Source organism: Flavonifractor hominis (assembly GCF_040095835.1).
Classification (GTDB): domain Bacteria; phylum Bacillota; class Clostridia; order Oscillospirales; family Oscillospiraceae; genus Flavonifractor; species Flavonifractor hominis.
On the sequence record NZ_JBBMFT010000003.1, the window covers coordinates 187,485 to 208,062 of the forward strand.

The following is a 20,578-nucleotide window of genomic DNA, read 5'->3' on the forward strand; positions in this document are numbered from 1 at the left end:
TCATCCTCCGTTGCCCTGATAGTCCAGCATGGTGTAGCCAAGCAGGTTATAGTCCTTGTCCAGCAGCAGGTAGCACCGCCACCGACCTTCGTTGGGCAGGAATTCCTCCAGCCGTTCGATCTCCCGGCACTGGCGCTCCGGCTCCGGGGAGTGGAGCAGAGCCCACAGGTGGTAGATCTGGGCGTCGTCCTCCCGGAGCACGGGGCCCTTTCCGGTGTTGTAGCCGTTCAGGAACCACACTGCTCCGGAACTTTCGATCTCCTCCGGCGGGATGTAGGTGGAGAAGTCCGCCGCCCAGTTTTCTTCGAAGGCGGCCAGCTGCTCTTCGTAGAGTTCCGTAAAGTCGTAGTCGCAGGATACCACATCGATCTGCCATTTTCCATCTTCGATCTGGACGGGCTCCCCGATGAAATAGCCCATCAGGTGGGTGTTGCGGTCGAACATCAGCAGGCACAGGCGGGTGCCGGAGCTGCGGGCGTTGAACATACCCCGCTCCTCGTCGGTGCCGTAGGAACCCCGGGAGGCCACTAAGTTGGCCAGCTGGAGGTTTTCCATCAGATAGTCGTCGATGTTGTCGCTGGTGGTGGAGGTGGTGGAGAAGTTGAGCCCGGCCAGCAGGGGGAAATACTCCCTCAGCAGGTCGGGGGTGACGGTGACCATGCCGTTTTCGTCCTCCTCCAGGATCACCGCCGTGGTGTCCCCGGCGGGGAGGCCGGCAGAGGGAGTTTCCCGCCCAAACCGGGCGTAAAGTCCTCCGGCGACAGCCAGGATCAGCACCAGTGCCAGCACCCATTTCAGCCCCTTCCGCCACAGGTGGGAGGGGATTTTTAACGGCTGGCGTTCCCGGATGCTTTGTGTACAGTGGGGGCAGAAGGAGGCGTCCTCAGGCAGAGGTGCGCCGCAATGAGGGCAGTTGTGTTCCATAGAGTTCGTCCCTTTCATTCAAAGGTAGCATAGGAGATGTTGATGGGGTGGTCGGCGGGGTTGGAGAGATCGGCATCATTGCCCGCAAACCGGCAGCCGTCGAAATAGAGGGTCTTGGCCCCGGGCACCCGGAGCAGTTCCACGGCGGTGCCGTTGCGGAGGAAAGCGTTGCCTTCAAAGAGGTTGGCGTTGACATAGCTGCCGCCGCTGTCGAAGCGGAAGCCCACGCTGTTGTCCTCAAAGAGACAGCCTACCGGGTCGGCCCAGTCCTCCCCGCCTACCAGCAGGCCCACGTCCCAGCCGGAGAAGCCGCAGTCCTCCACATGGCAGTCGGCCTCCACCGTGAGGCCCGTGCCGGTGCCGCCGCCCCGGAAGTCGATGTACTCGATCGATCCCTGGGGGTCCTTTTCCGGCTTGTACACCACCGGCCCCAGAAAAGTGGTGCGCATGTTGTCCTCACCAAGGGAGCCGTAAAGGTTGACGGTGCGCTTGTCGATGGTAAGGCCCCCCTCATAGGTGACCGGGGGCAGATGGAGATGCACCACCGTGGGCAGGGGGACCTCCGCCTGGATCTGATCCACCAGAGCCTGAAGCGCTTCGATGGTATCCATGGGCCAGTCCTCCGGGTAGTAGTGGAGGCTGTCCACCGCCTCAAATATCAGCTTCTGCCGCAGGATAATGGTATCCCCGTTTTTCATGTTGATATGCCACTCGAGTTCCGCCGGACCCTGGCTCTCTCCGGTAAAATTGAGAACGGAGTGGAGCAGGCCCTCTGTGGCGGGATCACTGGTATACTCCGGCTGGAGCCAGGTGACGGGGGAGGGGCTGTCCGATGGCTGGGTCACCTGAACGTAGGCGGAGTCGATCTGCTGGTTGAACATTTGTCCCGCGTCCACCCCGGTGCTCACATGGGTAATAAACAGCTTGGCGTCCCGGTCGTAGCGCCCGTCTGTCTCCACCTGAACGGTGTATGACCGCTCCGGGGTGGGATCGTTGCGGAAGGTAACGGCCAGGTGGTAGTCGTTGCCGTCCAAAGTATAGGTCAGTTCGCCCCAGGCGTCATACACATGAGGGGTGAAATGGTGATACAGCCCAGCCGCCAGCAGGATCAGCATCACTAGGATCACAGCGGGCTTCATCCATTTGCGCCACAGGTGGGAAGGTACCTTTACCGATTGCCGGTGCCGGATGCTCTCGGCGCAGAACGGACAAAAAGCGGCGTCCTCCGGCAGGGAGACGCCGCAATGGGGGCAGGGTCTGGTCTTGCCGTTCACGTTACAAAGCCTCCATCAGCCGCAGTACGTTTTTGTACCGCCGCTGTGGATTGACATGGGTACACCGGTCCACGATGCGTCCCATTCGCCCATCCGCCAAATGCTTGGATGGGTGCTCTCCGGTAAGCATCACGTTGATGAGAATGCCTACCGAGTAGATGTCGGTGCGCAGGTCGGACTGGGACAGCCCATACTGCTCCGGGGCTGCGTAGCCGGTGGTGCCCAGGATCTGAGTGTCGTTTTCATGTTCCGGTTTGTGAAGGCGGGCAGCGTCAAAGTCGATGAGCACTGCCTCGCTGCCACGGAGGATGATGTTCTCCGGCTTCACGTCACGGTGCACTGCGCCGATGGAATGAAGTACCCACAGGGCACGGCATACCTGCAGGACGATTTTCCGCGTCTCGTCTGGAGAGAACAGGGCTTCTTTCAACAAAAAGTCCAGAGTATCACCTTGAATATACTCTTCCAGGACCAGGTTTTTTGCTCCGTCTGTCGCCACCTCAAAGACGGTGGGAAGGTTGGGACAGGTGTAGTCCAGCAGCTTTTGATACACTTCAGAGTTGCCGTTGAATTGCCGGAGAATAAATTTTTTGGCAGTGGCTTTGTGGCGGATCAGCCGTACGCTTCCCCGTGGACTTTCCTTAATGAGTCTGCAGGATTCATACTCTGTTTGCAGAATTTGGTTCAGCCAGGTGTAGATCATGATTCCTCCAAAATCTTGTACCCTATGCAGTGAGCATATTGTATCATGCTACAAATTATTGTAGATTTAGTATATACGAATTCCAGTAGAAAGTAAAGCGGCGGAGATTATGTGTATGAGAAGATAGCGCATTGGATCTCCGGACGCGGAAGGGGAGGAAAAGCAGAGTATGAAAGGAAAACGGACATCTGTGCTGGCGGCAGTGCTGGTCTGTGGGATGTGTCTTGGTGCTGTCTCGCCGGCAGCTCTGGCGGCGGAGGGAATGGAAAACTTTCAGACATCGGAGGTCTACCAGGCTGGATTATTTACGGATGTGGCAGCGGGGGCCTGGTATGCTCAGAGCGTAGAAACAGCCTATGAGTTGGGACTGGTGAAGGGAAGCGGTGTTGGGACCTTTTCTCCGGAGGGGAGCATTACGGTAGGCTCCGCGCTGGCGCTGGCCTGCCGGCTGCACAGCATTTATTACACGGGAAGTGGTACCTTTCAGCAGGGAAGCCCGTGGTATCAGGTTTATGTGGACTATGCCATAAGAAACGGCATCATCACGCAGGGACAGTTCTCCGACTACAATGCCAACGCTACCCGCCAGGAGTTTGCGTGTATTTTGGCCCATGCGCTGCCAGAATCTGTACTGGGGGAGATCAACCAGGTGCCGGACAACAGCATCCCGGATGTATCTGTGGGTGCGAATGGATGGGAGGAGATCTACCGCCTCTACCGAGCGGGAGTACTGACTGGCAGCGACAGTGCCGGGACCTTTGCTCCGGGGAGTACCATTGACCGGGCTTCAGTGGCAGCCATCGTCTCCCGTATGGCGGTTCCGTCGCTGCGGGTAACGGTCCAGCAGCCGGCTCAACAGCCGGATGAGACGCCGGTTCCCACACTTTCGGAAGCGGATCGAAACGCTGTGATGGGATATGTTGCAGATGCGCTGGAGTATGTGCACCAAGGGCAACAGGGCTATGGAGAATATACGATGGATCAGTATGACTTCATGGGGGACCGTCTGGCGGTGCTAAACGTGAAAAATGCGGCCAACTGCGGGGGACTTGCCGCCCTCTCGCTGGATTCCGCGCTGGAGATTTTGGATCTTCAGGATCCCATTCCCATCACGGAGAGTGGATACACCTCCTTGCAGGAGTTGACGCATGCTGCCCGGGAGGAAGTCTGGCAGGTCATGCTGGACTGCGAGGATATCACGGAATCTGACTGGGTACTCCATCTGGTGGAAGGAAATAAGGCAATGGCCAGTGCGGAGGGAAAGCTGCAGACGATCCAGCAGATCCTCTCAGAGTTATAAGACGCAGCTTTCATCAAAGCGGTGATCAAGTATGAAACAGAAACACAGCCATGAGGAGGAATCAAAAATGAAACGAAAACTGGTCGGCCTGCTGTTAGTTGGCGCGCTTGTGTGCGGAATGATGCCGGGCGCGCTGGCAGCCGGGGCGGGGTTGTCCAACTTCAAGAAGACGGAAACCTATTCCGCCGGGAAGTTTACCGATGTGGCATCCGGCGCCTGGTATGTGGAGAGCGTAAAGACAGCCTATGAATTGGATCTGGTAAAGGGAAGCAGCGCTACTACTTTTTCGCCCAGCGGCAATATTACCGTAGGGTCGGTCCTGGCGCTGGCCTGCCGCCTGCACAGTATCTACACCACCGGAACGGCGGAGTTCCAGCAGGGAAATCCCTGGTATCAGGTGTATGTGGACTATGCGGTGAAAAACGGCATCATTACCCAGGGGCAGTTTACCAATTACAATGCCAATGCCACCCGCCGGCAGTGCGCGGCCATTCTGGCCAAGTCCATGCCCAGCGAGGCACTGACGGCCATCAATACCGTATCGGACGGTCAGATCCCTGATGTGGCCGCCGGATCGGCCAATTACGCGGATATCTACACCCTGTACCGTGCGGGAATACTCACCGGCAATGATAAATACGGGACCTTTGCTCCTGAGACTACCATTGACCGGGCCTCGGTGGCTGCCATTGTCTCTCGCATGGCCGTGCCGTCTCTGCGCAAGACGCTTACACTGGAAGCGGCGGCTACTGGTGTTACATTGAATAAGAGCAGCCTGACCCTGGCAGTGGGCGGGACGGCCAGCCTGACCGCCACAATTACTCCGGACAGCGTCACCGATAAGACCCTTACCTGGAAGAGTTCCAAACCTGCGGTGGCCACGGTATCGAACGGGACGGTTACCGGTGTATCTGAGGGCACTGCCACCATCACGGTGTCCACTGCCAACGGCAAGAGTGCAAGCTGTACCGTGAAGGTGGAAAAAGCCCCTTCCTTTGCCGATTACCTGGTGGGTCTGGAGATGGGACCCTTTACCGTTACCGACAACCGGTATTCCACGCCAAGAACCACCCGCTTTACCTCTTTTGTGTTTACCAAAATTGAGGAAACCAGCATTGACAAGTACTTCTGTGACCTGAGCATCCAGGGCACCTGTACCGATGATTCGGTGTTTATGTACATTTATTTTTATGACGCCGCTGGACGGGTGCTGTCCAAAGAACTGGTCAGTGAAGACGTAGTACCCAACCAGACGTTCAACTCTCTGGTAGATGTACACGTGGATAAGAACGTGATGGATCAGGCTGTGCGGGTGGAGATCTACTCCGCCGGCAATGACAAAGCGGTTTATGGCAATGGAGGCTCCAACCCCTCCGGAAGCTTTGAGGGAGGCTCTTCCACGTCCACGACATCCCCGGCTTCTGATCTGACCGGCTTTGCCGCTACGCTGCTCAATAAGGAATATGGTCCCTTCCTGATCCGGGATTCCCGCTATTCCGATAACCGGGAGATGGGATTTGACTCCTTTGTATTTACCAATATTGAAAAGACGAACATTGGAAAATATTTCTGCGATCTGAGCATTCAGGGAAAGTCTACCAGCGATTCGGTGTTTATGTACATCTATTTCTATGATGCCTCCGGCCGCGTGCTGGAAAAACAGCTGGTGAGCGAAGATGTGGTACCCAACCAGACCTTCAACACCCTTGTGGATGTACACGTGGATTATGATGTGATGGACAACGCTGCCCGGGTAGAGTTCTATTCTGGCGGAAATGATGCGGCCATTTACGGCAAGGGCAGTGCCGATATTGGTTCTGGTTCCAGCTCCGGCGGCAGCTCCAGTTCTGGTGGCTCCGGCAGTCAGGGCGGCAGCTCCAGCTCCGGCGATTCCGGCAGTCAGGGCGGCGGCAGCACGGAAGAGCCCGACTATGGCTATGAGATGTACTACAACTTTGACGGTATCCCCACCTTTGATCAGTTTACCAGCAGCAGCCGTGTTACTGTGAGCACCAAGACCAATGTGGAGAGTTATATGTATGCCTCCGCGACCACATCGGAACTGGATGCCTATATGCAGGCGCTGGAGGAGTGCGGTTTTACCGAGCTTATGAATCTGGGCGGTACGCTGATCACCTATACCAAGGGCACCTCCGGGGAGAGCAATTATCGTGAGGTCCGCCTGAGCGTCAGTTCTGCACCCACTTCTTCCGGCACGTCTGTGGGTGTAATCATTTCCAAGATCCGGCCCTCCAACGAGTGGTAACCGAATCCTGCGGCCCAAACGATGGGGGGAGCACTTATGCTCCCCCCATTGCTTCCAGAAAAAGAAAAGTATATTATAATCAATAAGGGGCCGGGCACCATGGAAAGGTGGCAGTATATGAAAGAGAAAGATACCAATGACCTTACACAGGAACTGATGAGTCAGGCCAGCTTAACCTCTTATATTAAGGAGAATAGCCCTTATTTTTCTGACCTGAGCATTGCCGAACTGTTAAACGCCCTTTATGAACACAAATCATTATCAAAAGCAGCACTGGCCCGAAAAGCCGGTATGAGCGAAGTATATCTCCACCAGGTTTTTTCCGGCCGCCGCAATCCTTCGCGCGATCGCCTAATTTGCCTGTGCGTTGGCTTGAGCGCTTCGCTAGAGGAAACTCAGCGGCTCCTCAAACAGGCGGGATATGCCCAGCTCTATACCAAAAACAAACGGGATGCTATCATCAGTTATGGTATCCTTCACCAGAATGAGTTGGCAGAGATCAATGATAATCTATTTGCCCAGAATGAAAAAACCTTGTTTTAGTCTTGATGAAAACAAAAACAGCCCCCATTCGACGAGAATGGGGGCTGTTCTTTGTAGAGTAGATCAATGGATTACAGTTAAACAAAAGAGGTCTGAAACTTATGTTTCAGACCTCTTGGTGGAGATAAGCGGGATCGAACCGCTGACCTCTTGAATGCCATTCAAGCGCTCTCCCAGCTGAGCTATACCCCCATATTTGTTTGTCGAACGATCGGGCCGACCGAACGAATTGTATTTTAGCACAGCATAAGAAAGCTGTCAACACTTTTTTTGATTTTTTGAAAATTTTGTGGGAACGCAGAGAAAACCGGGCTTCAGAATAGAGGTACCAAGTCAGGCAGTAAGTAGTGGAAGGGTGACGGTGCGGTACCCAACACCGGCAAGCTTATTGCCCGGATTGAAATTTGTAGGACAGATAGTCAATCTCCGAACAGAGGTTCAGCAGTTGGATACCGGGGCTATAGTAGTTGAGCGGGACTTTGATGTGGACAATGACAATGAGACAGATTGCTCATCCAGTTCCTGGTGCCCCCTGTCAGGAGCCGCCAGAGGAACTGGGCGTGTTCTTCTAAGGAAAACATGACAGCGGATATGACGGTCTCTGCAGCAGTTCATGCGCAGTTGATTTGACACCTTTCTATCAGATTTTCTTTTTTTGAAAAAAGTTGTTGACAAATGGATTTCAGAGTGCTAAAATACAATTCGTTCGGTCGGCCCGATCGTTCGACAAACAAATATGGGGGTATAGCTCAGCTGGGAGAGCGCTTGAATGGCATTCAAGAGGTCAGCGGTTCGATCCCGCTTATCTCCACCAAAAGTCCTGAAGTCAAACGGCTTCAGGACTTTTTGCAATATCGTCTGTGAATGAGAACTGCGGAGCCATATGTGGCTCCGCAGTTTTTTAGTCTGGGTCTGTATCTTCCGATTGCTGTAAGTAGGGAGCAAAGATGCGTTCCAGTATAAATGAGTGCAGCAGTGCTGTGATTGTGGGCAAAAGAATCAGCAGAGGGAAGAAAACGGAACACAGCCAGACGGAAATTACAGTGATTATGGCGAGCATAAGGGTAAAAGGCAGATGAGCAATAGCCAGTTTGGCACAGGTGACCAACAGGCTGGAGACCTGGAAGGCAAACTGAGAGAGTACCGGGAAGAGATAACATGCCATACCGATCGGGAGCAGCAGGAATACACAATAGGCATAGTAGAGGATCTGACCTGTCAAGCTGACAGCAGCAATCTGATAGAGGAGACCATGGAGAAAAGCTAGCAGAAGGGCCACGGCCAGTACCGGCAGGGTGGCCAGAGTTCCTACCCGCAGATTATCCCGAAAGGTGCGGAAGAAGACGCCCCAACTGTTCAGTGCATTCTGGCGCAGACAGCGCACGACTGTGCGGTAGAGTGCTGCGGTGGCCGGGCCGATGGTGACCAGCGGAACGCAGCAGGCGAGCCAGAAGATGCTGAGCATGACCAAATCCACCAGCTTGTCCAGGAAGCGGAACAGTACGTTGTCGGGACTGAAGAAGGAACGGAACATACTGGGATCTCTCCTCCCATGGAATGAATCTGCTCACATTGTAGCGGATTTCCGGAGAAAAAGCAATTGCACTAATTTTGTTTTGAAATATGAGCATATTTATAGTACAATAAACACCACAGTATGACACCGTGGCCGCGGTGTGAGGCGAAAAAAGGGAGGTCGTTACGCTTGGAGGAACAGTATGCCGTTGAAATGCTCCACATCACGAAGCGCTTTCCAGGTATAGTCGCCAACGATGATATCACGCTCCAGCTCAGACGTGGTGAGATCCATGCGTTACTGGGGGAAAACGGTGCGGGAAAGTCTACGCTGATGAGCGTGCTGTTTGGACTGTATCAGCCGGAAGAAGGAACGATCCGGAAAGACGGAAAGGAAGTCCGCATCAAAGATCCCAACGATGCAAACGCTCTGGGGATCGGGATGGTGCACCAGCACTTCAAACTGGTGGAGATATTCTCGGTACTGGAGAATATCATCCTTGGCGTGGAACCCTGCAAAGGCGGTTTTCTGCGCAGAGAGGAAGCCCGCAAAAAGGTGGTTGCCCTGTCCGAACAGTATGGATTGCAGGTGGACCCGGACGCACTGGTAGAGGATATCAACGTAGGTATGCAGCAGCGCACGGAGATCCTGAAGATGCTCTACCGGGACAACGAGATCCTGATTTTTGACGAACCCACCGCAGTACTCACACCCCAGGAGATCGACGAGTTGATGGAGATCATGCGTGGGCTAAAGGCGGAAGGAAAGAGCATTCTGTTCATCACCCATAAGCTCAATGAGATCATGTCTGTGGCGGACCGCTGTACGGTACTGCGCAAGGGCAAGTGCATCGGTACGGTGGAGATCGCCTCCACCAGCAAAGAGGAACTTTCCCGGATGATGGTGGGTCGGGATGTAGAGTTTGCGGTGGAAAAGCAGCAGGCCCAGCCGGGCGATGTGGTACTGGATGTAAAGAATATGACAGTGGCCTCCAAGCTGCATGCAAACAACGCCGTACGGAACGTGAGCTTCCAGGTGCGGGCCGGAGAGATCGTATGCATCGCGGGCATCGATGGCAACGGTCAGACGGAGCTGGTATACGGTCTGACGGGCCTGGAGGGGCTTAAAAGCGGGAGCGTCACCCTCAAGGGCCGGGACATCACGCATGCCCACATCCGCGACCGGTCGGAAGCCGGAATGAGTCACATTCCGGAGGACCGGCACAAGCACGGGCTGGTACTGGACTACACATTGGAGGACAATCTGGTGCTCCAACGCTATTACGAGCCCCAATTCGTCAGCCGCGGAGGCTTTTTGAAGCGGGGGGCCATCCGTGCCTATGCCCAGCGGCTGATCGACCAGTATGACGTTCGTTCGGGGCAGGGACCCGTGACCATCGCACGTTCCATGTCGGGTGGTAACCAGCAGAAGGCCATCATTGCCCGCGAGATCGATAAGGGACCCGAATTACTGGTGGCGGTTCAGCCGACCCGCGGCTTGGATGTAGGTGCCATTGAGTATATCCACCGGCAGATCGTGGCCCAGCGGGATGCGGGGAAGGCGGTGCTGCTGGTCTCGCTGGAACTGGACGAAGTCATGAACCTGTCCGACCGGATCCTCGTCCTCTATGAGGGAGAGATCGTGGGAGAACTGGACCCCAAGACCACTACAGTGGAAGAGCTGGGGCTCTATATGGCCGGTGCCAAGCGGAAGGGAGGAGACCAATGAAGCCAGAGCGTAAACGGGAATCCCTTTGGAAGAACAAGGCGGTCCAGTCCCTGGTGTCTTCGCTGCTGTGTATCATCATCGGCCTGCTGGTGGGGTATGTGGTTTTGCTGTTTATCAATCCAGCTGGTGCCGGAGAGGCCATCCTGACCATCATCAAAAACTTTTTCTATTACCCCAGTCCCGCCGCGGCCCTGAAGTATTTTGGCAATACCCTGGTCAAGACGGCGCCGCTGCTGATGTGCGGGTTGTCCATCCTCTTTGCCTATAAAGTCGGGCTGTTCAATATCGGCGCAGCCGGCCAGTATGTTCTGGGCGCGGGGGCCTGCCTCTATTGCGCGCTGGGTTTGGGCTTGCCATGGTATGTGTGCATGGTGGCGGCAGTGGCGGCTGGCGCGGTATTGGGAGCGGTGGCCGGTCTGCTGAAGGCCTACTGCAACGTCAACGAGGTTATTTCCTGCATCATGCTCAACTGGATCAGCCTGTACCTGGTCAACACATTGCTGACCGGGGTAAAGGAGAGCGCCAGTCCGTATACCCTGACTCTGAGCAGCACCAATCCCTCGGCGCTGCTGCCCGGGTTGGGACTTGGTAAGTTGTTCAGCAACAACCAGTATGTCACCATTGCCATTCCGCTGTGTGTGGTGGTGGCGATTCTCATCTGGGTGCTGCTGGAGAAAACCAAGCTGGGATATGAGCTCAAGGCTACCGGTTACAACAAGTATGCCGCTCAGTACTGCGGTATGCGGGAAAAGCGCAATACCATCCTGACCATGGTCATCGCCGGCGGTCTGGCTGGGCTGGGGGCCTCCATGCTCTACCAGACCGGGTTTGAGCAGTGGCAGTGCACCCAAGCGGCGGTGCCCAACATGGGCTTCAACGGGATCGCAGCGGCCTTCCTGGGCGGTCTCAATCCCATAGGGACCATTTTCTCGTCCTATTTTATCCAACACATTACGGCCGGCGGCGCCTATGTGGACAAGACCATGTATTCTGCTCAGATTTCTGATCTGATCTCGTCGCTGATTATTTATCTGTGCGGCTTTGTGCTCTTCTTTAAGCAGATCATGCAGCGGCGCATTGCCCGCAGAGAAGAGAAAGCACTGGAAGCGGCCAGAGTGTCCGGAGCGGAGAAAGGGGGCGAGGAGTAATGCTGCTGCTGATCCAATACACCCTGATCTTTGCCTCGGTTTTGCTGCTGGTGGCCCTGGGCGGATGTTTTTCCGAGCGCTCAGGCGTGATCAACATCGGCCTGGAGGGCATCATGGTTATGGGCGCGCTGGGTGGTGCGCTGACGATGAAATTCTTGCCTGCCGATACCCCGGCGGCTGGAATCGTACTGCTGGTGACCCTGTGCAGCATGCTGCTGGGCATGGTCTACTCCCTGTTGCTGGCGGTGGCGGCCATCCACTTTAAAGCTGATCAGACCCTGGTGGGGACGGCTATGAATATGCTGGGCCTGGCGGCTGCCACGGTATTTGTTAAGGCGATGAATACCGCAGCCGACTCCAGTAACGTCTCCTCCATCATCCAGTATATCGAGCCCAAGAAGGCGCTGTTGGTGAACATCGGCGGGTTTGAGTACAACTGGTTTATGGCAATGGCGGTGCTGGCCCTCATCCTGTCCTATATCACCCTGTACAAGACCCGTTTCGGCCTGCGTTTGATGGCCTGTGGAGAGCATCCCCAGGCGGCGGATTCGGTGGGCATCAACGTATACAAAATGCGTTATGCCGGCGTGCTCATCTCAGGCGCGCTGGGCGGCCTGGGCGGCATCGTTTATATTACGGCCGGCGTCAGCGAGTGGAAATTTGAAAACGGAGTGGCTGGATTTGGCTTCTTGGCCCTGGCCGTCATGATCTTTGGGCAGTGGAAGCCGGTGCGCATTGCGCTGGCAGCGCTGCTGTTCGGCCTGTTCCGGGCGCTGTCCAATGTCTACGCCGGATTTGATGTGCTGGCCAGTCTGAACCTGCCCAGTACCTTCTACAATCTGCTGCCCTACCTTATCTCTCTGGTGGTGCTGGCCTTTACTTCCAGCAAGTCCCGCGCACCCAAGGCGGAAGGTATTCCCTACGACAAGGGACAGCGGTAACAAAAAAACGGTGTGCTTCCAAACGGGAAGCACACCGTTTTTTTATGATCCGATGACCCGGAGCGTTTTCCATTTTCCCTGCCGATAGCGGATGAGAAAGCAGATTGCACGTACGACCCAGTCGGCCACCATAGCTGCCCAGATCCCCAGCAGACCCAGGTTCAAGCCCCAGGCGCAGGCCAACACATAGCTCAGAGCCACCCGGCAGGCGAACATGGAGATGAGGGAGACCGCCATGGTAAAGACTGCGTCCCCTGCTGCCCGCAGAGAGTTTGGCAGGGTAAAGGACATGGGCCAGAACAGAATATTGCCCACGGCGCATAGACGGAGCACCTGTGCCGCCATTTCGGTGGCCGCGGGACTGAGGTGGAACAACGTCACAAGAGGATCGGTAAATACCAGCAGGGCAGCGCTCATTACCGCCATACAGGCGTAGCTGACAGCTACCAGCTGTTTGGTGTAGCGCTGTGCCTGCCGGATCTCTCCGGCACCCATGCACTGGCCGATGACGGTGATCATAGCCAGCCCCAGCGCCTGCCCCGGGACATTGACCACACCGGCAATGCTGTTGGAGATGGCGTTGGCGGCCACAGCCGAGGTGCCAAAGGTGGTAATGAGATTGAGCACCATCAGCTTTCCCGCCTGGAACATGCCGTTTTCCAGACCGTTTGGGATGCCGATGAAGAGAATCCGCCGGATCATCTCTCCCTGAAAGCGTACATGGAACAACCCGGTCATGCGTACCGGATGCTCCGGATGACGCAGCAGGACCATAATGATGACCGAAGCAGCGATGCGGGAAACCAGTGTGCCGATCCCCGCTCCGGCGGCCCCCATGTCAAAACCATAGATCAAAATGGCGTTGACCGAGATGTTGATGAGATTGACGATCAGGGAGCAGAACATGGAGACCTTGCTGTTGCCCATGGCCCGAAACAGCGCGGCGCCGGCGTTGTAGATGCCCATAAATGGATAGGCTGCGGCAGTGAGGAGAAAATAGATCAGGGCGCTGGACATGACATCGGCCTCCACGCGCCCAAAGATAAGCGACAGGATATGCTGCCGGAAGAGCAGCGCCACGCCCATCAGCAGCAGAGAGGCGGTACACATGGCGTACAGCAGCTGTTTGGAGGCGGTACCGGCATTTTCTGTGTCCCGCCGGCCCAGATACTGGGATACCACCACCGCACCGCCGGTAGACAGGGCGGAAAAGACTTGGATGATCAGCGTATTGATGTTATCCACCAGCGAAACACCGGATACGGCGGCCTCACCCGCTGTGGTGACCATGACGGTGTCTGCCATGCCGACGGTCATCAGCAAAAATTGTTCAATGATCAGCGGCAGAATAAGCCGGAACAGCGCGTCACGGGAAAACAGTGGTTTGACTTGTGTGCAGGTTTCATCCGGCATCTGACTCAGCCCCTTTCCAAAAACGATGCTACCTATTCTACTACTCTGATGGAAAAAAGCAAACCGCCATTTTATACAAAAGTGGTATAAAACGAGCCGGGCTGATTCATACTAGACACGGTATCTCAACGTGAGGAGGCAGTAGATCCCATGATTCTGGATAAAATCGCCCTGGTACTGGCCATCATCGGTGGACTCAACTGGGGCAGCATCGGCATTTTCCGCTTTGATATCGTGGCCGCCCTCTTTGGCGGTCAGACCAGCGCGTTCAGCCGCGTGATTTATACACTGGTGGGTCTGGCGGCCCTGTGGTGTATCACGCTTCTCTTCCGGGACCTGCGTCCCAAGGAGTGACCGGTCAAGGCCCTCGTTTTCAGAGGGCCTTGACTTTTTTTATGATCTGACATATACTACACCCCAGGGGGGTGTTATGACGCGATGATGGCAGACGAGAAAAAGATCCTCCGCCTGCTTCGGACGGCCCGGGGACAGATCGACGGAATCCTGAAGATGGTAGAGGAGGACCGCTACTGCATTGACATTTCGCAGCAGCTGATGGCCACGGAGGCCATTCTTAACCGCGCCAACAAGGAGATCCTGGCGGCCCACCTGAAGCACTGCGTGCAGCAGGCGGCGACCGAGGAGGAGCGCGGGCAGAAGATCGATGAGTTTGTGACCACACTGGGGCGCATTTTGAAGTGACGTCCCGCGATTAGAAAGAAGAACCGTATGAAACAGAAGTTTGATGTGACCGGTATGACGTGTGCGGCCTGTTCGGCCCATGTGGAGAAGGCAGTGCGCGGCGTAGAGGGCGTGGAGGACGTCAGTGTCAATCTGCTGGGCGGCTCCATGCTGGTGGAATACGACGGGCAGACTGGTCCCCAGCAGATCATCCAGGCGGTGGAGAAAGCAGGGTATGGCGCGGCTTTACCGCAGCAGAAGACGGCAGCACCTCAAAAGAAAGAGACCGCCATGGAGGAGCAGGCCGAGGGAATGAAGCGCCGCTTTTTACTCTCTCTGGTCTTCCTGATTCCACTGTTTTACATTGCCATGGGGCATATGATGGGCTGGCCGCTGCCCGCTTTTTTCCATGACCCGGGCAACGGATTCGTGGTGGCGCTGATCCAGTTTTTGTTGACGCTGCCCATTTTGTACCTCAATGACGTCTATTACAAAAAGGGCTTTCGCTCCCTGTTCCACGGTGCGCCCAATATGGACTCCCTCATTGCCATAGGATCAGCCGCGGCCATGCTCTATGGTGTAGCCGCCCTGTTCCAGATCGCATGGGGGTTGGGCCATGGGGATATGGTGCGGGTGGAGCGCTGGTCCATGGACCTGTATTTTGAGTCCGCGGGCATGATCCTTACCCTGATCACCTTGGGCAAGTACCTGGAGACACGCTCCAAGGGCAAGACCGGCCAGGCCATCACACGGCTCATGGACCTGGCGCCCAAGACGGCCATGGTACTGCGGGACGGCCGCGAGGTCGAGATACCGGTGGAGGACGTGGTGGTCAATGACCAGGTGGTGGTGCGGCCCGGCGGACGTATCCCGGTGGACGGTGTGGTAGTGGAGGGCCGCTCGTCGGTGGACGAGTCGGCGCTGACCGGCGAGAGCCTGCCGGTGGAAAAGGGACCGGGGGACCGGGTGGCTGCGGCCTCCATCAATCAGTCCGGGTCGTTTACCTTCCGCGCCCTGCGGGTGGGCGAGGACACGACCCTGGCCCAGATGATCCGCCTGGTGGAAGAGGCGGCTGCATCCAAAGCACCCATTGCCAAGCTGGCCGACCGGGTGGCGGGGATTTTTGTTCCGGCGGTCATCGGTATTGCCGCCGTCACGGCGGTGGTATGGCTCCTGCTGACCGGGTCGGTGGAGCAGGCTCTCACCGCCGGAGTGTCCGTACTGGTCATCTCCTGCCCCTGTGCACTGGGGCTGGCCACTCCAGTGGCCATTATGGTGGGCACCGGCAAGGGAGCGGAATACGGCATCCTCATCAAGTCGGCCGAGGCGCTGGAGACACTGCACACCGTGCGTACGGTGGTGCTGGACAAAACGGGGACCCTCACCCGGGGCAAGCCTTCTGTGACCGACTGCCTGCCGGCCGACGGCGTGACGGAAGAAGAGCTGCTGTGTGTGGCCGCCTCACTGGAAAAGCCTTCGGAACACCCACTGGCCGACGCTGTGGTGAGCGAGGCGGAGGCGCGCAACATCCCGTTGGTCCCGGTGGAGCAGTTTCAGGCCACACCGGGGCGTGGGATCTGCGGGCAGCTCCACGGGGTGGAGGTGCTGGCAGGCAATCGGGCCATGCTGGAGGAGCGGGGCATTCCGCTGGACGGCTTTGCCGGTGCGGCGGAGGAACTGGCCCGGGAGGGCAAGACGCCGCTGTACTTTGCCGAAGATGGCAAGCTCCTGGGCATCGTAGCAGCGGCCGACACGCCCAAACCGACCAGTGCCGCCGCTGTGCAGGCCTTCAAAGAATTGGGCATCCGGGTGGTCATGCTCACCGGCGACAACCAGCGTACCGCCGAAGCGGTGGGGCGGACTGTGGGCGTGGACCAGGTGGTGGCCGAGGTGCTGCCGCAGGATAAGGAAAAGACGGTGGCAGCCCTTCAGGCCGGCGGCCAGCGGGTGGCGATGGTGGGGGATGGTATCAATGACGCCCCGGCATTGGCCCGGGCCGATGTGGGCATCGCCATTGGAGCCGGTACCGATGTGGCCATTGAGTCGGCCGACGTAGTCCTGATGAAGAGCGATCTGATGGATGCGGTGACAGCCATCAAACTTTCCAAAAAAGTGATCCGCAACATCAAGGAAAACCTATTCTGGGCCTTTATTTACAACGTCATCGGGATTCCCCTGGCGGCCGGTGTGTGGTATCCGCTGTTCCACATCCAGCTTTCCCCCATGTTTGCCGCGGCGGCTATGAGCCTGTCCTCGGTGTGTGTGGTAACCAATGCGCTGCGCCTGCGCCTGTTCCGGGCGGAGGGGCAGCCTGCACAAAATACAGAACCGACACAGAAAGGAAGCAATCCTATGAACAAGACCATGGTAATCAATGGTATGATGTGCGCACATTGCCAGGCGCATGTGGAAAAGGCTCTCAACGCCATCGACGGTGTGGAGGCCAAGGTGGACCTGGCGGCAAAGACCGCCACGCTGACCCTGAGCCGGGATGTGTCCGACGAGGTACTGCGCCAGGCGGTGACCGATGCAGGGTATGAAGTGGTGGAGATCCACTGAATTACCAGAATTTTTGATTTGAAAAATGAATAGTGTTTTAGTATGATAACAGCACTGCCCGTGCTGTAGGAAGAGGGGGCCGTCCGGCCCCCTTTTTTTATGCCGGGACATTCCCAAAAAGGAGTATCAATATGCGAAAAATTCCTGCCGCCTTGTTATCATTGGCCTTGACGGCCTCTATGACTGCTATGCCGGTTTCGGCGGCCGATTCCTCCGCCGGTTCTCTGCCGGAGCTGGACGGCCATTGGAGCCAGAGCGCCTTTGAGCGCTGGTACGCCTACGGCGTAGTTGAGGGAGATGACCGGGGAATGCGCCCCGACGCCGACATGACTGTGGGCGAATTTGCCGCTCTGCTCAGCCGCACCATGGGGTATCAGGAGACGGTAGCCAATCCCTATGCCGACCTGAAGGGAGACGAATGGTACGCCCCCTACATTCTCCAGCTCACTGCCGCCGGCATTCTGAAGGGCGACGGTGTCAACTGCAACGCCGAGGAGCCCATGAACCGGGAGCGGGGCACCGTGCTCTTTGCCCGTGCCCTGGGTATCCGCCCCACGGAGAATCCGGATCTGGATCAGTTTGTGGACGGTGACGCCGCGGCGGACTGGTCCGCCGGCTACATCGATGCCATGGCCAAGGCCGGCATCATCCAGGGCGTTGGCAATGGCCAGCTGGCGCTGGATGCCAGCATTACCCGCGGCTCTGTGGTGACCATTCTGAATAACTCCGTGGCCGAGTATGTGACGGAGGAAGGGACGATTGTCAGCGGGGATGTGGACGGCATCCTGCTGGTGGCCGCCGACAACGTGACCGTGGACGGCGCTGCCGTGTCCGGCAATCTGATCCTGGCGCCCAAGGCCGGCGAGGCCAACCTGGACGTAAAGGACAGTCAGCTGGAGGGGGATCTGCTGGTCTCTGCCAGCGGTTCCAGCCTGTCTGTGAGCGGTTCCGAGGTGGCCGGTGAGCTGGCTCTCACCGGTGAGAAGAACCGCCTGAACCTGGGGAAGGGTACTCGGGTGGCCCAGCTGACGGTGGACGGCGATGAGAATGCCGTGGCTGTGGCGTCCGGCGCTTCGGTGGACACCCTCACGGCCCGCGCTGCCGTGAAGGTGGACAACCAGGGCGTCATCACCACCGCTCAGGTCCAGGCGGACAACGTGATCCTGGACGGCAAGCAGCCCGTTCATGTGGAGGTGGCCGAGGATGCGGCGCCTCCCACCGACAGTGCGGGCAACCAGGTCTCTGGTACCGAGGACAGCGGCTCCGGCGAGACGGAGAAGCCCGGCAACGGCGGCAGCAACGGCGGTTCCGGCGGCTCTGACAATGAGGACTCCGACAACGGCGGCTCCGGCAGCGATGGTTCCGGTGACGGGGATTCCGACGGCGGTTCCGGCGATGTGGAGAAGGTGGACGGCGTGCTGGCCGTGCGCCCTGTGGACCAGGATGCCGAGGAGCTGGAGATGCCCAACGTGAGCCTGGAGGCCACCAAGCACAAGGACGAGGACTTTGTCCGTGTGGCGCTGACCACGGACGGCGTGGTACCCATCCATCAGAGCGAGGGCGCCGGCAAGGGCGCCTGGGTGGGCGTGGCGTTTGCCGCTCCCGAAGGCTATGAGGGCGGCACCTTCCACTACTACTTTGGTACCGAAGCCAACCCCTCTGCCTCTCAGAGCACGGCTGTGACGGAGGACCCTGCCATTGGTGAGGGCAAGTACGCGGTGTTCTTTATCAATGCCTCTTCCATTGCCCCCAAGACCCACATTACCCTGCAGTGGGACGGCCAGGAGGCGGTGCAGTATGTTGTGGACCTGTCCGGGGTGCAGACGCCTGTGGTGGAGCTGTCCGGCGTGACGGTATCCACCCATGAGCTGCCCGACGGCGTGAGCTCCACCGCTGAGGGCCTGAGCTTTGACGGCAGCACCGCTCTGGTTCAGAACGGCGGCAGCGGCAGCCTCAGCCAGGAGCAGGTCGCCGGCATGGGCGGCGGCGGTGAGTACACGGTGTACTACTCCGTACCCCAGACCCTGGGCGACGGCGTTCTGAGCTTTGACAAGATTGCCCGCAGCATCAACGGCGGCAAGCTGAATACCTGGGCCATCTCCAGCGAGACCGAGGCGGAGTCCGGCGGCGGCTGGTGGACCAAGGACGGCGAGAACTACTACTTCAAGTGGGGCGCCGTGTTTGCCGAGCAGGCTGAGGGGACCTATGTGATGAAGGACGGCGGTGTGTATGAGTACACCCTCTACTTCATTGACAACGACGGCACCCAGGACAATGTGGTGGCCACCTATACCTTCCAGATTGATCTGAGCGGTTATACCATTACGACCGACGACGGCCTGGAGCAGGAGAGCGACCTGAAATAATATGCGGCGAGCGCCGGGCAATTTGCCCGGCGCTCGTACTTTTTGTTTAACGGGAGAACAGACGGCCCAGAATGGTCCGGTGGAGTTCCACTGCTTTGTGGGGGCACAGCTCATGGCAGCAGTAGCAGTGGATGCAGGCCTTGGGATCGATGCGGGCCCGGGCTCCGGGAGCATCCATAGAGATGGCCTTGCCCGGACAGGAGCGCTGGCAGATACCGCAGCCTACGCAGCGCTGCGGATCTACACTGGGCGTCCGGGAGAAAAGCGCCTTGCACAGCCGCGCTGCGGGCCTGGACAGGGGCCCCAGAATGTCCAGCAGTTCTCGCCGTACGTTGGCAGGAAACCGGTAATCCGGGATACGCAGCTGCTCCAACGGCGGGCCGACGAGTTCCACATCCTCTATCCGGCTGGGGGACAGCCCCCGGCGCTGGGCGGCCAGCAGCAGCGGGTTGGAACTGCGGGGCAGGCCAATGATCTCAGCTGCGACCACGTCCAGCGCCAGCGGATTTTCCGATACCAGCAGCAGCCCCACCGGCCGTGGGGTTCCGGAGGCGCCGGGGCCTTCTCCCTCCATGGCCAGCACCGCATCCATCACGCAAAGCCGGGGAGCGACGTATCCGGCCAGATCCAGTAGTATATCGGCGAACTGCTGCTGATCGGGGTGGGTGGCGTGGAAGCCCACCTTAGTCAGGCCAGGAATGACGCCAAAGAGGTTTTTTACCGCTCCGGTCATACTCATGAACACATGAGTCTTGAGTTTACACAGGTCGAACACGACATCGGCGTCGGCCACGGGGGCGATGATCTCGGCCTGACGGAGCACATGACCGTCTGGCAGAGAGACCGCGCGGATGGTGGTGTCATAGCTCAGCTCCGCCCCGGAGCGGGCAGCGGCCTGCGTCATGCCGGTTTTCTCATAGAGATGCCGCAGGACGGATTCCTTCTGCAGCGCGCCGCCGGGACTGTCGGTGATGACCGCCGTACCGCCTGCCTCGCGGACCAATTTGGCTACCGCCTCCACCACCGCCGGATGGGTACACACCGCTGTCTCCGGTGGGGCCGGGCGGAGCAGGTTTGCTTTGAGCAGCACCCGCTGTCCGGGGTGCACGAAGTGCTCCATTCCGCCCATCCGGGCCACAACTTCCCGCAGACAGTCCTCTGCCTGGCTGTAATCCGGGCAGGGAATGGCATAGACCTGATTGCTTTGCATACTTGG

At 57.8% G+C, this 20,578-nt stretch carries 16 protein-coding genes and 2 tRNA genes; 11 read left to right on the forward strand and 7 right to left on the reverse strand.

All coding sequences use genetic code 11. The features are described from left to right. Genes WMO45_RS06790 through WMO45_RS06800 form a run of 3 tightly spaced genes read right to left on the reverse strand, consistent with a single transcriptional unit; the run spans window position 1 to window position 2,901 of the window. Window positions 1-924, reverse strand: a complete 924-nt coding sequence (locus WMO45_RS06790) for a zinc ribbon domain-containing protein (RefSeq protein WP_349139813.1) — start codon at window positions 922-924, stop codon at window positions 1-3. Window positions 925-938: 14 nt separating this feature from the next. Then, complete coding sequence (locus WMO45_RS06795; protein WP_349139814.1) at window positions 939-2,198, reverse strand: zinc ribbon domain-containing protein; 1,260 nt, start codon at window positions 2,196-2,198, stop codon at window positions 939-941. Window position 2,199: 1 nt separating this feature from the next. Continuing rightward, a complete protein-coding gene (locus tag WMO45_RS06800) occupies window positions 2,200-2,901 on the reverse strand; it encodes a serine/threonine protein kinase (RefSeq protein WP_349139815.1) in 702 nt (233 codons plus the stop codon). Window positions 2,902-3,070: 169 nt separating this feature from the next. Between WMO45_RS06800 and WMO45_RS06805 the strand changes: the two genes are divergently transcribed. The 3 genes from WMO45_RS06805 (at window position 3,071) to WMO45_RS06815 (ending at window position 7,010) form a co-directional block, all read left to right on the forward strand. Further along, window positions 3,071-4,201 (forward strand): S-layer homology domain-containing protein, encoded by a 1,131-nt coding sequence (locus tag WMO45_RS06805; protein ID WP_349139816.1) that lies wholly within the window; start codon window positions 3,071-3,073, stop codon window positions 4,199-4,201. Window positions 4,202-4,268: 67 nt separating this feature from the next. Beyond that, complete coding sequence (locus WMO45_RS06810; protein ID WP_349139817.1) at window positions 4,269-6,467, forward strand: S-layer homology domain-containing protein; 2,199 nt, start codon at window positions 4,269-4,271, stop codon at window positions 6,465-6,467. Window positions 6,468-6,584: 117 nt separating this feature from the next. Beyond that, complete coding sequence (locus WMO45_RS06815; protein ID WP_349139818.1) at window positions 6,585-7,010, forward strand: helix-turn-helix domain-containing protein; 426 nt, start codon at window positions 6,585-6,587, stop codon at window positions 7,008-7,010. Window positions 7,011-7,126: 116 nt separating this feature from the next. Here the strand turns inward: WMO45_RS06815 and WMO45_RS06820 are convergent. After that, window positions 7,127-7,202: transfer RNA gene (locus WMO45_RS06820), tRNA-Ala, on the reverse strand. A 546-nt stretch (window positions 7,203-7,748) separates the two neighbouring features. On the opposite strand from WMO45_RS06820, the gene WMO45_RS06825 reads away from it, so the two are divergent. Continuing rightward, window positions 7,749-7,824: transfer RNA gene (locus WMO45_RS06825), tRNA-Ala, on the forward strand. A gap of 87 nt (window positions 7,825-7,911) precedes the next feature. Here the strand turns inward: WMO45_RS06825 and WMO45_RS06830 are convergent. After that, complete coding sequence (locus tag WMO45_RS06830) at window positions 7,912-8,544, reverse strand: YesL family protein (protein WP_349139819.1); 633 nt, start codon at window positions 8,542-8,544, stop codon at window positions 7,912-7,914. 195 nt (window positions 8,545-8,739) lie between these two features. Between WMO45_RS06830 and WMO45_RS06835 the strand changes: the two genes are divergently transcribed. Genes WMO45_RS06835 through WMO45_RS06845 form a run of 3 tightly spaced genes read left to right on the forward strand, consistent with a single transcriptional unit; the run spans window position 8,740 to window position 12,343 of the window. Then, window positions 8,740-10,254: an ABC transporter ATP-binding protein gene (locus tag WMO45_RS06835; protein ID WP_349140001.1), complete on the forward strand. Its 1,515-nt coding sequence runs from the start codon at window positions 8,740-8,742 to the stop codon at window positions 10,252-10,254. After that, a complete protein-coding gene (locus WMO45_RS06840) occupies window positions 10,251-11,402 on the forward strand; it encodes an ABC transporter permease (protein WP_349139820.1) in 1,152 nt (383 codons plus the stop codon). The genes WMO45_RS06835 and WMO45_RS06840 overlap by 4 nt, the downstream gene beginning before the upstream one ends. Next, the gene (locus tag WMO45_RS06845) at window positions 11,402-12,343 is read left to right on the forward strand and encodes an ABC transporter permease (RefSeq protein WP_349139821.1); all 942 of its coding nucleotides are present in this window, start codon (window positions 11,402-11,404) and stop codon (window positions 12,341-12,343) included. The genes WMO45_RS06840 and WMO45_RS06845 overlap by 1 nt, the downstream gene beginning before the upstream one ends. A gap of 42 nt (window positions 12,344-12,385) precedes the next feature. On the opposite strand, the gene WMO45_RS06850 is transcribed toward WMO45_RS06845, so the two are convergent. Continuing rightward, on the reverse strand, window positions 12,386-13,756 hold the full coding sequence (locus tag WMO45_RS06850; RefSeq protein WP_349139822.1) for an MATE family efflux transporter: 1,371 nt from the start codon (window positions 13,754-13,756) through the stop codon (window positions 12,386-12,388). Between the two features lie 150 nt (window positions 13,757-13,906). Between WMO45_RS06850 and WMO45_RS06855 the strand changes: the two genes are divergently transcribed. The 4 genes from WMO45_RS06855 (at window position 13,907) to WMO45_RS06870 (ending at window position 19,362) form a co-directional block, all read left to right on the forward strand. Next, window positions 13,907-14,110 carry a DUF378 domain-containing protein gene (locus WMO45_RS06855; RefSeq protein WP_349139823.1) on the forward strand — a complete coding sequence of 68 codons (204 nt, stop codon included), beginning with the start codon at window positions 13,907-13,909 and terminating at the stop codon, window positions 14,108-14,110. A gap of 84 nt (window positions 14,111-14,194) precedes the next feature. Beyond that, window positions 14,195-14,458 (forward strand): metal-sensing transcriptional repressor, encoded by a 264-nt coding sequence (locus tag WMO45_RS06860; RefSeq protein WP_349139824.1) that lies wholly within the window; start codon window positions 14,195-14,197, stop codon window positions 14,456-14,458. A gap of 27 nt (window positions 14,459-14,485) precedes the next feature. Further along, window positions 14,486-16,996 (forward strand): heavy metal translocating P-type ATPase, encoded by a 2,511-nt coding sequence (locus WMO45_RS06865; protein ID WP_349139825.1) that lies wholly within the window; start codon window positions 14,486-14,488, stop codon window positions 16,994-16,996. A 131-nt stretch (window positions 16,997-17,127) separates the two neighbouring features. Next, window positions 17,128-19,362: an S-layer homology domain-containing protein gene (locus tag WMO45_RS06870; protein WP_349139827.1), complete on the forward strand. Its 2,235-nt coding sequence runs from the start codon at window positions 17,128-17,130 to the stop codon at window positions 19,360-19,362. Window positions 19,363-19,408: 46 nt separating this feature from the next. Here WMO45_RS06870 and WMO45_RS06875 read toward each other — a convergent pair whose 3' ends face one another. Further along, window positions 19,409-20,572: a DUF362 domain-containing protein gene (locus WMO45_RS06875; RefSeq protein ID WP_349139828.1), complete on the reverse strand. Its 1,164-nt coding sequence runs from the start codon at window positions 20,570-20,572 to the stop codon at window positions 19,409-19,411. Between the last annotated feature and the right edge of the window lie 6 nt (window positions 20,573-20,578).